Source organism: Mesorhizobium sp. WSM4808 (assembly GCF_055811675.1).
In genome coordinates this window covers 92675-107266 of the sequence record NZ_JBVVQX010000016.1, presented here as the reverse complement: position 1 = coordinate 107266, position 14592 = coordinate 92675, and the positions used below count along the sequence as shown (strand labels likewise).

At 65.2% G+C, this 14592-nt stretch carries 16 protein-coding genes; 8 read left to right on the top strand and 8 right to left on the bottom strand.

Annotation, left to right across the window (positions count from 1 at the left end):
* Positions 1-15: 15 nt before the first annotated feature.
* From AC0L2U_RS26065 to AC0L2U_RS26050, 4 genes are all read left to right on the top strand, one after another.
* Positions 16-744, top strand: a complete 729-nt coding sequence (locus AC0L2U_RS26065; RefSeq protein WP_127399316.1) for an SDR family oxidoreductase — start codon at positions 16-18, stop codon at positions 742-744.
* A 95-nt stretch (positions 745-839) separates the two neighbouring features.
* On the top strand, positions 840-2441 hold the full coding sequence (locus tag AC0L2U_RS26060) for an FGGY-family carbohydrate kinase (protein WP_127809827.1): 1602 nt from the start codon (positions 840-842) through the stop codon (positions 2439-2441).
* Positions 2442-2587: 146 nt separating this feature from the next.
* Positions 2588-3610, top strand: coding sequence for a cupin domain-containing protein (locus AC0L2U_RS26055; protein WP_127398507.1), 1023 nt, complete (start codon positions 2588-2590; stop codon positions 3608-3610).
* Positions 3611-3738: 128 nt separating this feature from the next.
* Entirely contained in the window at positions 3739-4008 is a 270-nt protein-coding gene (locus tag AC0L2U_RS26050) for an excalibur calcium-binding domain-containing protein (protein ID WP_348639532.1), read from the top strand.
* 84 nt (positions 4009-4092) lie between these two features.
* Here the strand turns inward: AC0L2U_RS26050 and dinB are convergent, their stop codons facing one another.
* Both dinB and AC0L2U_RS26040 read right to left on the bottom strand, forming a co-directional pair.
* Complete coding sequence (gene dinB, locus AC0L2U_RS26045; protein ID WP_473602836.1) at positions 4093-5340, bottom strand: DNA polymerase IV; 1248 nt, start codon at positions 5338-5340, stop codon at positions 4093-4095.
* A 244-nt stretch (positions 5341-5584) separates the two neighbouring features.
* A complete protein-coding gene (locus tag AC0L2U_RS26040) occupies positions 5585-6001 on the bottom strand; it encodes a winged helix-turn-helix transcriptional regulator (protein WP_127396726.1) in 417 nt (138 codons plus the stop codon).
* A gap of 102 nt (positions 6002-6103) precedes the next feature.
* Here AC0L2U_RS26040 and AC0L2U_RS26035 point away from each other — a divergent pair, with 102 nt between their 5' ends.
* The gene (locus AC0L2U_RS26035) at positions 6104-6703 is read left to right on the top strand and encodes a dihydrofolate reductase family protein (protein ID WP_127383442.1); all 600 of its coding nucleotides are present in this window, start codon (positions 6104-6106) and stop codon (positions 6701-6703) included.
* A 24-nt stretch (positions 6704-6727) separates the two neighbouring features.
* Here AC0L2U_RS26035 and AC0L2U_RS26030 read toward each other — a convergent pair whose 3' ends face one another.
* From AC0L2U_RS26030 to AC0L2U_RS26010, 5 genes are all read right to left on the bottom strand, one after another.
* Positions 6728-7471, bottom strand: coding sequence for a 2OG-Fe(II) oxygenase (locus AC0L2U_RS26030; protein WP_292635986.1), 744 nt, complete (start codon positions 7469-7471; stop codon positions 6728-6730).
* Positions 7468-8022, bottom strand: coding sequence for a methylated-DNA--[protein]-cysteine S-methyltransferase (locus tag AC0L2U_RS26025; protein ID WP_127396728.1), 555 nt, complete (start codon positions 8020-8022; stop codon positions 7468-7470). The genes AC0L2U_RS26030 and AC0L2U_RS26025 overlap by 4 nt, the downstream gene beginning before the upstream one ends.
* Before the next feature lie 330 nt (positions 8023-8352).
* Positions 8353-8574: a hypothetical protein gene (locus AC0L2U_RS26020; protein ID WP_245482700.1), complete on the bottom strand. Its 222-nt coding sequence runs from the start codon at positions 8572-8574 to the stop codon at positions 8353-8355.
* A gap of 18 nt (positions 8575-8592) precedes the next feature.
* Positions 8593-9717, bottom strand: a complete 1125-nt coding sequence (ada, locus tag AC0L2U_RS26015; protein ID WP_127396733.1) for a bifunctional DNA-binding transcriptional regulator/O6-methylguanine-DNA methyltransferase Ada — start codon at positions 9715-9717, stop codon at positions 8593-8595.
* A 66-nt stretch (positions 9718-9783) separates the two neighbouring features.
* Positions 9784-10476 (bottom strand): winged helix-turn-helix transcriptional regulator, encoded by a 693-nt coding sequence (locus AC0L2U_RS26010; RefSeq protein WP_127396730.1) that lies wholly within the window; start codon positions 10474-10476, stop codon positions 9784-9786.
* Between the two features lie 176 nt (positions 10477-10652).
* Here AC0L2U_RS26010 and AC0L2U_RS26005 point away from each other — a divergent pair, with 176 nt between their 5' ends.
* Positions 10653-10979, top strand: coding sequence for a DUF1330 domain-containing protein (locus tag AC0L2U_RS26005; RefSeq protein WP_127809835.1), 327 nt, complete (start codon positions 10653-10655; stop codon positions 10977-10979).
* Positions 10980-11097: 118 nt separating this feature from the next.
* The gene (locus AC0L2U_RS26000; protein WP_206622077.1) at positions 11098-11634 is read left to right on the top strand and encodes a hypothetical protein; all 537 of its coding nucleotides are present in this window, start codon (positions 11098-11100) and stop codon (positions 11632-11634) included.
* 60 nt (positions 11635-11694) lie between these two features.
* Here AC0L2U_RS26000 and AC0L2U_RS25995 read toward each other — a convergent pair whose 3' ends face one another.
* Complete coding sequence (locus AC0L2U_RS25995) at positions 11695-12144, bottom strand: ester cyclase (protein WP_127396995.1); 450 nt, start codon at positions 12142-12144, stop codon at positions 11695-11697.
* A gap of 248 nt (positions 12145-12392) precedes the next feature.
* Between AC0L2U_RS25995 and AC0L2U_RS25990 the strand changes: the two genes are divergently transcribed.
* A complete protein-coding gene (locus AC0L2U_RS25990; protein ID WP_292635984.1) occupies positions 12393-14489 on the top strand; it encodes an EAL domain-containing protein in 2097 nt (698 codons plus the stop codon).
* Positions 14490-14592: the final 103 nt, after the last annotated feature.

The window sequence follows — 14592 nt, the reverse complement described above, 5'->3', positions numbered from 1 at the left end:
AACAGGAAGCAAGACATGAGCGAAAAACTGTCCGGAAAAGTTGCCGCCGTCACCGGCGCGGCATCAGGCATCGGCCTCGAATGCGCCAGGCACATGCTGGCGTCCGGCGCCACCGTGGTGCTGGTCGACCGCGCCGAGGCGACGCTGAACAAGCTCTGCGCCGAACTCGGCCCCAAGGCGATCCCGCTGGTCATCGACCTGATGCAGCCGGCCAGCGTCGCCACCATGATGCCGCAGATTCTGGAGAAGGCCGGCCAGCTCGACATCTTCCATGCCAATGCCGGCGCCTATGTCGGCGGCGAGGTGGCGACCGGCGATCCCGACGCCTGGGACCGGATGCTCAACCTCAACATCAATGCCTGCTTCCGCTCGATCCAGGCGGTGCTGCCGCACATGATCGAGCGCAAGACGGGCGACGTCATCGTCACCAGTTCGATCGCCGGACTGGTTCCGGTGGTCTGGGAGCCGATCTACACGGCCTCCAAGCACGCCGTGCAGGCCTTCGTCCACACGGTGCGCCGGCAGGTCGCCAAGCACGGCCTGCGCGTCGGTGCGGTGGCGCCCGGCCCGGTGGTGACGGCGCTGGTCGACGACTGGCCGAAGGCCAAGCTCGAGGAAGAACTCGCCGCCGGTGGCCTGATGCAGCCGCGCGAAGTGGCCGAAGCGGTGATGTTCATGCTGACCCGCCCGCGCAACGTGACGATCCGCGATCTGGTGATTTTGCCGCAGAGCAATGATCTCTAAGCGAATAGGGAATAGGGAGTAGCGAATAGGGAAGAATCCAACGACCTACCTACTCGCTACTCGCTACTCGCTACTCGCCAAACCGAAGGTTTCACATGCCCCATTATCTCGGCATCGACGTCGGCACCGGCAGCGCGCGGGCCGGGGTGTTCGACCACACTGGAAACATGCTCGCCTCTGCCAAGCGCGATATCGAGGTCTGGCGCGAGGCCGGCGACATTGTCGAGCAGTCGAGCAACGACATCTGGCGGGCGGTGTGCGCGGCCACGCGGGAAGCGGTCGCTCAATCGGGCGTGGCGCCCGAGGCGATCGCCGGCATCGGGTTCGACGCCACTTGTTCGCTGGTGGTGCTGGGCGAGGGCGGCGTGCCGCTGCCGGTGAGCAGATCCGGCAATTCGGAACGCAACATCATCGTCTGGATGGATCACCGCGCGGTCGAGCAGACGCGCCGCATCAACCGCAGCGGCGAGGCGGTGCTGAACTATGTCGGCGGCGTCATATCGCCGGAGATGGAAACGCCGAAACTCCTTTGGCTGGCCGAAAACCTGCCCGACACGTTCAACGCCGCCTGGCAGTTCATGGACCTCCCCGATTTCCTCACCTGGCGGGCGACCGGCAGCCTTGCCCGCTCGGTCTGCACGGTGACTTGCAAATGGACCTATCTGGCGCATGAAAGCCGCTGGGACGAGGCCTATTTCCGCACCATCGGACTAGGGAGCCTGGCCGACGAGGCATTCGCGCGCATCGGCACGCAGATCGTGCCGGCGGGTGCCGCACTTGGCAGCGGGCTGACCGCGCAGGCGGCTGCGGACCTTGGCCTCGTCCCCGGCATCGCGGTAGCGGCCGGCCTGATCGATGCGCATGCCGGTGGCGTCGGTACGGTCGGTGCGCGCGGCGAGTTCGGCAGCGTTCTGTCGCGCATGGCCTATGTTTTCGGCACCTCGGCCTGCACCATGTCGTCGACCGCGGTGCCGGCCTTCGTCGACGGCGTCTGGGGTCCGTATTTCTCGGCCATGGTGCCGGGCCTGTGGCTGAACGAGGGCGGCCAGTCGGCAGCCGGTGCTGCTATCGACCATCTGGTGCGCATGCATCCCGCGGCTGGCGAAGCGACCGCCAAGGCGCAAGCCGAGGGGCTCAGCCTCAGCGCCTGGCTGTCATTGCAGGCGCAAGGCCGCAACGGGGCCGCAGCGACGCCGGCGCTGGTCGGCGGTATCCATGTGGTGCCGGAGTTTCTCGGCAACCGCGCACCTTTCGCCGACCCGGACGCGCGAGCGCTGATCGCCGGGCTCGATCTCGACACCAGCCTCGACAGCCTGGTCGGGCTCTATGTCGCCGGGGTCTGCGGGCTGGGCTATGGCGCGCGCCAGATCGTGCGGGCCGAGCATGACAAGGGCATTCCCGTCGACACCATCGTCGTCAGCGGCGGCGCCGGCCAAAGCCCGCTGGTGCGCCAGCTGCTTGCAGATACCACAGGCATGGTGGTGGTGGCCTCGACCTCGCCGGAACCGGTGCTGCTCGGCTCGGCGATGCTGGGCGCGGTCGCCGCCGGTGCCTACAAGGATCTGACGGGGGCGATGGCCGGCATGTCGGAACTCGGCGAGGTCTATCATCCCGATGCCACGCTGGCCGGCTGGCACGCCAAGCGCTTCGCGGCATTCGAGCTGCTGCAGCAGGCCAGCAAGGCGATCAGGGGTTGAAGCGAGCGATTCCTGTCTGGCTTTGTCAGGAGCGTCGCGAACACCGCTTGGCGGTTTAGCCGGAAGCTGGCAGCTTTGTCCTGTCGTGGATCCTCTAGCAGCATGGCAGTGCGACGAGGGCAGGGGGACAGGACCAGGGAGGCCCTATGGCAGACGATAAAGCGCCCGTGCCATTCGCATCGGACAGCGTGCCATGGACGGAATGGTCCGATGTGCCGCGCTTCGGTGTGCGCTACCGGCATCTGTCGCAGGCCGCCCTCGGCGAAAACCACCATGTCGGCGTGGCGATCGAGGAACTGCCGCCGGGCAAGCAGACGTCGCCGGCGCATTACCATATTTTCGAGGAAGAGCATGTCTTCATCCTCGAAGGGATGCTGACCGCTTATGTCGGCGACGCTGCCTACGCCATGAAGGCCGGCGACTACATCTGCTTTCCGGCTGGTGCTGCGGCGGGGCATTGCCTCATCAACACCGGCGACGCGCCGTGCCGCTATGTCATCGTCGGCGAGCGCAACCCGAATGACGTGGTCGTCTATACCGCCTCCAACAAGGTCCTGGTGCGGGCGCTGGGCAGGCGCGCGATCTTCGACCTCTCGGCAACCCGAACTTACTGGGACGGCGAGAACACCGGCCTTGCCGCCGGCGATCCGCTGCCGTCGGATGTGATGCCCGGTATCACCAAACCCCCAGCCGTGCCGATCCCGCCTGTCGCCAGCGATGCCGTCGAATGGAAGGTCGAGGGCGAAGGCCCGCGGTTCGGCGGCCGGTCCAGGCATCTGACCTATGCGGCTTTGGGACGACCAGACTATCATGTCGGCATGCTGATCGAGGCGCCGGCCCCCGGCATGCGCCTGGCGCCCAGGCACTACCACATGCTCGAAGAGGAGCACGCGCTGATCCTGGAAGGGCAGGTGACGCTGCTGCTTGGCGAGGAGCGTCACGAGATGAAGGCCGGCGATTATGTCTGCTTTCCCGCCGGCCTGGCGGTCGGGCATTCCTTCCTCAACAGCGGTACGGAACCGTGCCGCTATCTGATGATCGGCGAGAAAAATCCCAACGAGGTCTGCGTCTATCCCGATTCCAACAAGATGGCGGTCGACGCCTTGCGCCGGCGCGACGGCATTTTCGACATGGGAGCGGTGAGGCGGTACTGGGACGGCGAGGCATAGAACTGGCGTTTCGCTATCCAATAGCCGCGCTCTAAACGCAGGAAACCGTTCGGAGATGACCGTTATTGCTACTGTACCTGGGTGACGCTAGTCTGGTTCGGGCACTCCAACCGGGGAGTTGGCGGGGAATGCTCCTGCCATTCTTGCGACGGCCTTCACCCTATCACCGTCGCCGCCTTGGCAGGCTGAGATGGGTGGCCTTGTTTGCGCCGTTCATTCTGTTGTCGGGCTATATCATCTATGGCTTCATCGGCATTCGGTTTGATACATCTCTCTCGGTGCTGAGGCGCCTTGCGGCATTCCCGAACTGCACTGCCGCCCGTGCCGTTGGCCTCGCCTCTGCGCATAGGGGCGAACCTGGCTATTGGCCGACTCACGATGCCGACCATGCGGCATAGCCTGCGAGCCCTGGCACGGGACAAGCTCTAGTGGCATCCGGGTCCATCGCTACTCGCGTACCGGCCCATAGCCTTGCCCTGGCCTCAAAGCTCCTTCTCCGCCAGCTCCCTGAATTCGTCGGGCACGGAGCGCGCGGCCTCCAGTGCCACCGTGCCGTAGCCCACCGCCTGTTTGCCAAAGCGTTCGCGGATCTTGTCGATGGCGCGGTCGGCGTCGAAGCGTGCCAGGCCTTTTCGGGTGCCCGGCCGGCGTTTCTCGTCGGCGAGGCCGAGCGGCAGTTCGAGCTGCAGCTCGAAGCTTTCCTCAAGATACGACACCGAGATCGCCAGCAGCGAGATCGTTCTTTCGTGGGGGTTGTCGGCGAGGACGCCGCGCACCAGATCGCCGGCGATCTCGGCCAGCATCGCGGTCGCCGAGATCGGCTGGTCAAGCGTGATCGAGCGCGTGACGGCGCTGAGATCGGCAAAGCGCACGCGTACCGTCACCGTGCGGCCGGGCCGCGCCTTGGCGCGCAGCCGGCTGGCGACACGGTCGGCCAGATGCAGCAGAGTGGGCACGATGATCCGCGCTACGGCGGGTTTTTGGCCCAGCGCCGATTGGGCGCCGGCCGAATGCGCGCGGCTATGCGTTTCGAGCTTTCGCGGGTCGCGGTTCCATGACAAGGCGGCGAGCTTTTCGCCGGCGGCGGGACCGAGCAGCCGTGTCAGCGCGCCGCTGTGCGTCCTGGCCAGCTGGCCGATGGTCTCGACGCCGATTTCCGCCAGCCTCGCCCTGGTCGCCGGGCCGACGCCCCACATCAGCCCGACCGGCAGGTCGTGCAGGAAAGCGAGCTCGCTGCCGGGGTCGACCACCACCAGCCCATCCGGTTTGGCCACCTGCGAGGCGATCTTGGCCAGATGCTTGATGCGTGCTACGCCGATCGAGATCGGCAGGCCGAGTTCGGCCCGCACGCGGCGGCGGATGGTCGTTGCGATCTCCTGCGGCGAGCCGAACAGATGCGTGCAGCCGGCGACGTCGGCAAACGCCTCGTCGATGGAGATGCGCTCGACCACCGGGGTAAAATCGTCGAGCACCTTGATCGCCGCGTCGCCCAGCCGCTGGTAGTGGCTGAAATTGCCGCCGACGAAGATCAGCTGCGGGCACAGCTCACGCGCCTTGCGCCCCGGCATGCCGCCGCGCACGCCGAAGGCGCGGGCCTCATAGGAAGCGGCGAGCACGACACCGCCGCCCACCGCGATCGGCTTGCCGCGCAGCGACGGATCGAGCAACTGCTCGACCGAGGCGTAGAAAGCGTCGAGATCGGCATGCAGGATGGTGGCTGTCGTTTCCATCGACCGCACATCCGCAGTTGCTGATAGATTGGAACAAATAAAGAACAAAGGTGGATCGTTGTCAAGCAAGCTGTGGAAAGCTCCCCCTTCTCCGCTTGTGGGAGAAGGTGTCGCCGAAGGCGACGGATGAGGGGTGTTCCAGGGAACGCCAGCGTCTCACTCCGCTGGAACACCCCTCATCCGTCTCGGCGCTGCGCGCCGATCCACCTTCTCCCACAGGGGGAGAAGGGAAACAGCGCAACGCCTAGACAATATGCTCCGATCGCAGCGCCGCTTTCATCTTTTCCAGCGCCGCTTCGCCGCCTGCCGCCAATTCGCCGGCAATCCTGGCCAGCTTATCGTCGGCCTTGCGGTGCTTGCTGCCCCAGGCGCCGAGCGTCGCCAGCACCGGCAAGAGGTCGATGCCTGCTTCGGTCAGCCGGTAGACCGTTTTCAAGCCATGCGTCGGGTCGTCGCTTCTGGTGAGGATGCCTTCCTCCTGAAGCGTTTGCAGCCGCTCGGCCAGCGTGCGCGAGGAGATGCCTTCGTCGGATTGCAGGAATTCGCGAAAGTGCCTTTTGCCGGCGAAGGCCATGTCGCGGATGATGAGCAGCGTCCAGCGGTCGCCGATCAGTTCGAGCGACAGGTTGATCGGGCAGCCGGATTTTTCGCGCGTCGACATCTATGCTTCCATTTTTAAATCACTTTACTATTGACATCGTTTTGGCCTTGCGTCAACGGTTCCAAATGTAAACTGTTTTGGATGGCCCTGAGGAGAATGACGGTGAAAAAGCTGGTCCTGCAGATGCAGATATCGGTCGACGGCTTTGTCGGCGCCACCGAGGACCATTCCTGGCAGCTCTGGGAGTGGGGTGACGAGAGCGCCTGGGACGATGCGCTGAAGCAGGACTTCAACGCTGTCTTCGCAGGCGTCGATACCATCCTGCTCAGCCGCAAGATGGCACAGGAGGGCTATCTCACCCATTGGGGCAATGCGGCGAAGAAGTTTCCGCGCGATCCGTTCTACGCCTTTGCGCAGCGCATCGTCGACGCCCGCAAGGTGGTGCTCAGCGACAAGCTCGAGCAATCGGCCTGGGAGCCGGCTTGGGAGCGCACCAGTGTGGCCAGCGGCGACCTGCCGCGCGAGGTCAACGCGCTGAAGACGGGCGAGGGTGGCGACATTGCCGTGTTCGGCGGCGCCGGTTTCGCGTCAGCGCTGATCGCGGCCGGGCTGGTCGACGAGTTCCAGCTGTTCGTCAATCCGGCGGTGCTGGGGGCGGGCCGCCGGATTTTTGATCAGGGCGGTTTTAGGAACCTGCGGCTGCTCGGCTCGAAGGCCTATGCCTGCGGCATGGTGGTCAGCCGTTATGCACCGGCGGGGTGAGGGGAACCTCCATCTTCTCCCTGCTCACTTGGCATCGTGGAAAATAATCCCTACCGTGTGGCGCATGCCTGAGCGCAGCCGGCTGACGCCGTGGCGCAGATTGACGCGGTAGTTGCCTTTGGTGCCCTGCACCGGCCGGTTGTGGACGGCGAACACAACGGCGTCGCCCTGCCGCAGCGGCACCACTTCGACTCGGCTCTGCATGCGCGGGCGCTGCTCGGTCAGCGCGAACTCGCCGCCTGTGAAATCCCGGCCCGGTTCGGAGAGCAGGATCGCCACCTGCAGCGGAAAGGCGAGATCGCCATAGAGATCCTGGTGCAGGCAGTTGAAGTCGCCAGGCACATATTGCAGCAGCAGCGGCGTCGGCCGTGTCTGGCCGGCGGCATGGCACTGCTCGAGAAACGCGGCATGCGTCGTGGGATAGCGCATGGCCTGCCCCATGCGCTCGTTCCACCGATTGGCGACCTCGGCCAGCCTGGGATAGAGCGCGCTGCGCAGGCCACCCAGGAGGTCGGGCAAGGGATAGCGGAAATAGCGGTACTCGCCCTTGCCGAAGCCGTGCCTGGCCATATGGATGTGGCTGCGGAAATGCTTCTCCTCGGGATAGAGGCCGGCGATCTGCCGGCATTCTTCGGGCGAGAGCAATTTCTCGATCACCGCGCAGCCGAAGCCGTCGAGTTCGGCAGCAAGGGCCGGCCAGTCGTAACCGGCGATGCGTGTCTGAGCAGCTTCGACCACCGATGCGGCAATTTTGGCATGGGCATTCATATCGTAGCCTCCTTGTAGAGCAGGGCGCGCTTGCGCTCGACGCCCCAGCGGTAGCCCGACAGCGTGCCGGCGGCGCGGACAACACGGTGACAGGGAATGCCCAGCGCAATCGCGTTGGCCGCACAGGCGGTCGCCACGGCGCGGGCGCCGTTCGGCTGGCCGAGACGCCGGGCGAGCGCGGTGTAGGTGATGGTGGCGCCGCACGGGATGCTGCGCAGCACGGCCCAAACACGCTGCTGGAATGGCGTGCCGTGGCGCAGGTCGAGCGGCAGGTCGAGGCCGACGCCAGGCATTTCGATGAAGCGCGCGATTGCGGCGAGATCGTCGCGCAAAGCGGCCTCGTCTTCGACCAGTACCTTGCCGGGGAAGCGGTTGGCGAGATCCTGCTCCAGTGTGTCAGCATCCGAGCTGATCAGGATGGCGCAGACGCCGATCTGGCTGCGCGCTGCCAGGACGTCGCCGATTGCGGATTCACCGATGGCGTAGCTTATGGTGTCGAAGGCATTGGGGACGCTCGCCGGTGGCGCCATTTGGGTTTGCATGAGGTTCATTGCGTTTACTCCTTTGTCTGTGCGCGAACCCTAGCTGTGCGCCGGTCGGTGCTCACTCCGATGCTTGCTTTCAAACTCAAATCGCCCGCGTACGGGGGTGAAGGACGCCCAGGGTAAGCGCTCTACGGCGCCCCCTCTGTCCTGCCGGACATCTCCCCCACGGGTGGGGAGATTGGCTGTCATCACCGCCTTCGCCAATCTCCAACGTTGCAGGACGAGAGCCGGCGCCGGAACTGCCAATCTCCCTCCTTGTGGGGGAGATGTCCGGCAGGACAGAGGGGGGCGCCGTAGAGCGCTGATTTTGATCATTCGCACTTCGGCCAAGCATGCTCATGCCACACGTGTGACCGACATCTCGCTAAGCACAAACACCTCACCGCTCAGCAGCCGCAGCTCGATCTCGCCGGTTGCGGTGTGGTTCCACTCAGCCCTACCCTCATCGACCAGCCCGCCGATGGCGGCCATGACCTGGGATTTCGCCTCTTCGGCGCGATTGCCGGCGGCGGTGGTGCGGGCGGTCCCATCGGTGACGCTGTCATGAGGTCTTGCCATCGCGCGCATGCTTGGCCGTCATCTCCGCGCGGATCGGTAAGCGCTGCCGGGTGCGTTCGACCCGTCCGCCTCGCGGTCGAGCAGTGCGCGTTTGCGCTCAGCGCCCCAGGCGTAGCCGGACAGGGCGCCATCCCTGCGGATCACGCGGTGGCAGGGAATGGCGACGGCAAGACTGTTGGCGGCGCAGGCGGCGGCGATGGCGCGGGTTGCCTTCGGCGCGCCGATGCGCTGCGCGATCTCGGTATAGGAAACCGTGCGGCCGACGGGGATGTCTTGTAAAGCCTGCCAGACACGCTGCTGGAAGGCGGTGCCGCGCACGTCGAGCGGCAAATCGAGACCGAGCGCCGGAACCTCGACGAAACCGACGACGCGGGCGACCAGTGCTTCGTAGTCGCTGTCGCCGCCGATCAGCCGTGCCCTGGGGAAACGATCCTGGAGGTCGCGCACCAGTGCATCAGGATCGTCGCCGAGCAGGATCGAGGCGACGCCCTTTTGACTGGACGCGACCAGGATGGCGCCGAGCGAGGTCTCGCCGACGGCGAAGCGGATCTCTTCATCGGCGCCGCCGGCGCGATAGCGCGTCGGCGTCATGCCGAGCATGCCAGTGGATTTCTCATAAAAACGTCCGCTCGAATTGAAGCCGGCATCGTAGATCGCCGTCGTGACGCTGGCGCCGTCTTCCAGGCCCTGACGAACCCTGGCGGCGCGGTGCGCGGCGGCATAGTCCTTCGGTGTCAGCCCGGTGGCCGCCTTGAAGATACGATGGAAATAACCGGCGCTGCGGCCGGCGGCATCAGCCAGCTCAGCGAGCGACGGTTCTTCCTGGCTCTGCTCGATCCTGCGGCAGGCAGCGGCGACCATCGCCGCGTTGCCGGCCTCGAGCGACGGGCCATCCGGGTCGCAGCGCCGGCACGGGCGAAAACCAGTCGCTCGTGCCTGGTCCAGGGTGTCGTGCAATTGCACATTTTTCGGATTGGCGCGCCGAGACGGGCAGGAAGGCCGGCAATAGACGCCGGTCGTTGCCACCGAATACCAGAATGCGCCGTCGGCCGACTTGTCGCGCGCGACGATTCGTGCCCAGCGCGGATCGTCGGCGATTTGCAGCGGCTCGGATTTCAGATTTTTCGCCAAGGTGATGAACATGGCCGGCATTGAAGCCGTCAAAAGCCGGTCTCGCCACCCGTTTCCTGCCAAGCGCCCTCGGCCCTGCTAAGCCGCGCGCTTGGGTTCCACCGCGAACGGGCTGAGGCCGAGCCAGGTCTGCATCTTCCTGCCGATGGCCTGGTCACCAGTCAGGGCAACCCTGGCGCCGGCCTTCTCGACGGTCAGCACTCCCATCCAGATCGCCGTAATCGTGTGCAGGTCGGTCGAGACGTAGAGGTCGACATCGAAGCCCGGATCGTACCAGCACAGATCGACCTCACCGTGCTTCTCGACGATCAGCCACCACGACCGTTTGGACGCCGGGAGATCCGGATACAGGAATTGTATCACCGTGCGCCCTTCAGGCAGCGGCGAGGGGTTTAGATTGCGCCGCATGTCCCACATCAGCAACGACGGATCGAGGTTCTTCAGCGACAGCCGGGACTCGACCCATTTCTGCCCCCAGAAGCCCATTGCCTCGACGACCGGGCGCAAATCCCGGCCGGCTTCCGTCAGCCGATATTCGAAGATTCCTTTTTCGCCCGGCACTTCCTTGCGCTCGACGATCCCGGCGATCTCAAGTTCCTTCAGCCGTTGCGACAGAAGGGTCGGCGACATTTTGGGAACGCCGCGGCGCAGGTCGTTGAAGCGGGTCGAGCCGGCCACCAGTTCACGCATCAGCACCATCGTCCAGCGGGTGCACAGCACCTCGGCGGCCATCGATAGCGGGCAGAATTGTTTGTATCCGTGCTGGCTCATGATTGGTGCCTCTCCCTCAAACCTGACCGAATATTAGGCCTTCCTGGATGAAGCGGCCAGTACGGAAACTGTACTGCCCCGGTACAGATCGCGGACTGGTTGGCGGGTGCCTTGCCATGCGAGCCCTTTGGCCGGTTGCACGGGATACCCCTGTGCACCGCAACCAGGAGACTACCATGACCGCCTACGTTATCGCAGACATCAAGATAAACGACGCGCAGTGGGTGCCGGCCTATGCCGCCTCGGTGCACGACCTCGTCCACAAACATGGCGGCAGATATCTGTCGCGCAGCGGCAATGTGAAGACCCTCGAAGGCAAGCCGCTCGATACCACGCTGATCGCGCTGATGGCGTTCCCGTCGGAAGCGGCGGCGCGCGCCTTCACCACCGACCCTGCCTACGCGCCCTTCGTGTCGGCCCGTCAGGGCGGCAGCGACAGCCGTTTCCAGATGATTGACAACACCGATCTGGCCGGAACGATCCCATATCTGCCGAAGGGATGATCCTTCCCGGTAGTCGCATCGATTTCGGGATATCCAAGCAACAACAGCCACAGCGCTTGCCTGCCGGGCCTCCGTATTTTCGGCGGCCGGCCAGCTGTGCTTTTTCAAGAAGAATGGAATGAAGATGACATCAAACTTTCGCAGCGGACTTCTTATGGCGGGGACCATGCTGGCAACCTGGACTACCCTTGCGCAGGCGCATCAGGAGCCGGCTGAAGCTGCCTCCGGCTCTAACCCGCTGGCCGACAAGGTGCGGGCTGCCAACAGCCGGTTCATCGACGTCAAGACAGCGGTATCAGAGGGCTATTCGCCTATTCCCTGTGCCAGCGGCATCACCGGCGGCGCCATGGGCATTCACTATGTCAACGGCCGGTATCTGAACGACGACAAGATCGACATCGCCCGTCCCGAAGCCGTGATGTACGAGCCGTTGGCCGATGGCGCGCTGAAGCTGGTGGCGGTCGAGTACATCACTTCGAAAGGACCGGCATCGTTGGACGGCCAGTTGTTCAACTTCAACAGCGCCCCCAACCGCTATGGGCTGGGTGAATTCTACGAACTGCATGTCTGGGCCTGGAAAGGCAACCCGACAGGTACGTTCGCCGACATGAACCCGAAAGTGTCATGCGAGCACGCAATGGCGCCGAGCCAGTAAGCAATGAGGCCAGGCGGCATTGACGCCGCCTGGCCCGAACGATCGTTTTGCCTGATCGGCTCAGGCGGCCTTGATCAGACCGAGCTGGGTGAGGGCGGCGACCCCGTCATCGAGGCCGATCTCCTCGACGATCCTGCCGTCGACCACCTTCAGCACCGTGGTGCCGGTGAAGCGCATGGTGCGGCTGGTGGCGGCCGGCAGCGAACCGGCGAGGAAGTCGCCGAAGGCCGGACCGGTATGCGTGCCGCCGCCCTCCCACTGGCCGACGACATAGTCGCCTTCGGCAATCAGGTCGGCGGTGGCCCAGAAGTTGAGGTCCGGGAAGGCGGCGCGGAAGCCGCTCATGAAGGCCTTGATGTCGTCGCGGCCGCGGCGCGGCTCGTGCAGCGAGTATTTCAGCAGCATGTCGGGTGCCGCGATGTCGTCGACGACGGACAGGTCGCAGCTTTCACCCCAGAAGTCGGTGAACCATCTGACGACGACGGCCTTGTTGTCTTCTTGCTTGGTCATTGGGAGGTCCTCTTGTCTGTGCAACGTGATCATCGGCGCCGCCGATGATCCGGGATCATCGGATTGGCGATGACCTGGAGCCATGACTAGGAACATCCGGCCGATGCGAAACTCCGGTTCTTGCCGGCCAATCGAAGAGCAGAGGCGGCAGGTGAGGAGCCAACAAAGCAGCCCGCCATCGCCGCGGTAACTGTTTCTTCTCTGGTTTTGCCGCAGATTGCCCTGCGGTGGAGCAGGCGAAGCAGACGATGGCGCGTCAGGGCAAGAAAAGTCGCAATGGAACGTTCTGGGCCAAGGCCCTGGAGCGCGCCCATCTTGGTGTCTGGGACTGGGATCTTGTAACCGGCGACTGCTTCTATTCCGCGACCTGGGCGCGGATGCTGGGCTACGATGAGAGCGAGCTTGCCGACACAGCCGACCTGTGGCTGCAACTGACCCATCCCGACGACCGCGAGCGGGCGCTGACCAGCGGCGACCGCCACATCGCCGGACAGACCGACGCCATCGAGACCGAACTCAGGCTGAAGCACAAGCAGGGCCACTGGGTGTGGGTGCTCGATCGCGGCGGCATTGTCGAGCGCGACGCCTCCGGAAAGCCGCTCAGGCTGATGGGCGTGCAGACCGACATCACCAAGCAGAAGGCCGCCGAAGCCGAACTCGAGCAGGTCAATGTGCGCTTCCGGCTGGCACTCGCCGCCAGCGGCACCGGCATCTGGCACCACGACATCGCCACCAACAAGAGCTATTGGGACGCCCGCACCAGAGACATATTCGGCCTCGTCGCCGATACGGACGAAGTGACCGCCGACCTCTGGCATACTTTCCTGCACCCCGACGACAGGGAAGCCACCGAGCAGGCGCATTTGCCGACACCCGGTTCGGACCGAGTTACCGCCTCCCGGTACCGCATCATCAAGCGCGACGGCGTCATTCGCCATGTCGAATCGCTGGTGCGCTTCATCGCCATTGCCGGTGCGGCGGGCCAGGTTCTTGGCACGGTGCGCGACATCACCGAGGAAAAGCTGCGCGAGCAGGAGCTCGCCTATGCCGCCCGTCACGATGCGCTGACCGGCCTGTACAACCGCTCCGCCTTCGACCGGCTGCTCGCCGATCATATAGCGGCGGGTGCGCCGCTGGCGGTGTTCTACGTCGATCTCGACTACTTCAAGGCGCTCAACGATTTTGCCGGCCACGCCGCCGGCGACCTGGCGCTGAAGAGCGTTGCCGCCGGCATCCGCGCCTGCCTGCCGCCGACAGCACACGCGGCGCGGCTGGGCGGCGACGAATTCGCGCTGCTGGTGCCGCATTGCGATGCCGCGCAGGCCGAGCGGATCGCCGCTGCCGTGCTTGGCGCGGTGCGCGAGGCCGATCTCGGCGTGGCCGCGTCGACCCGCAAGCTGGCGGCCTCGATCGGCATCGCTTTCGTCGATGATGCCAGCACCACGGTCGCCGACGCGCTGGCCTGTGCCGACGACGCCTGCTACGCAGCCAAGGCCGCCGGTCGCAACCGCTTCGCGGTCTTCTCCGCGGCAGCAGAGGCGGGATTGGGCGGGCTGAATGCCGCGCGTGTCGCCGCTGACACCGTCGATGCCATGGAAGACGGACGGCTGAAACTGTTCGGTCAGGAAATCCACCTGCTCGGCAAGCCGTGGCTGGAAAGCCGCCATGTCGAAGTGTTGGCCAGGCTCGCTGCCCGCAACGGCCGGCTGGTGCCACCCGGCGAGTTCATTCCGGTGGCCGAGAGGTTCGGCATCGCGTCGCGGCTCGACCGCTGGATCATCCGCACCGCGCTGTCGCGGCATGGTGCCGCCTTGCGTTCGGGGGCGTTGACGCTTGGCTTCAATCTGTCGGCGCAGACGCTGAGCGACCCGCAGCTTTGGGACTTCGTGGACAACGTCATAGAAGAAACCGGGGCGCCGCATTCGGGCATCGGCTTCGAGATCACCGAAACCGCCGCCGTCACCAATTTCGACGCGGCCGAACAGTTTGTGCGCAAGGCGCGCGAGCGGCGCTGCCGGGTCAGCCTCGATGATTTCGGCGCCGGTATGAGCTCGTTCGAATATCTCCGGCGGTTCCCCGTCGACACGATCAAGATCGACGGCTCCTTCATCGAACACATCACCCAAAGCCGTTTCGACCGCGAGATCGTGCTGGCCATCACCAGCATCGCCCGCAGCCTCGGCTGTGACGTGGTCGGCGAGAAGATCGAACAGCAGGACACGCTGGCCATGTTGAGCGACATGGGCGTCGCCTTCGGCCAGGGATTTTTGCTGCACCGGCCAGAGCCGCTGGAACGAATTGTCGCGCGTGCGACCAAGGGAGCGACGGCCCGCAAGGCATCGTGATCCGGGTGGGGGGGGGGGGGGGGGGGGGGGGGGGGGGGGGGGGGGGGGGGGGGAGGGGGAGGGGGGGGGGGGGGGGGGGGGGGGGGGGGGGGGGGGGGGGGGG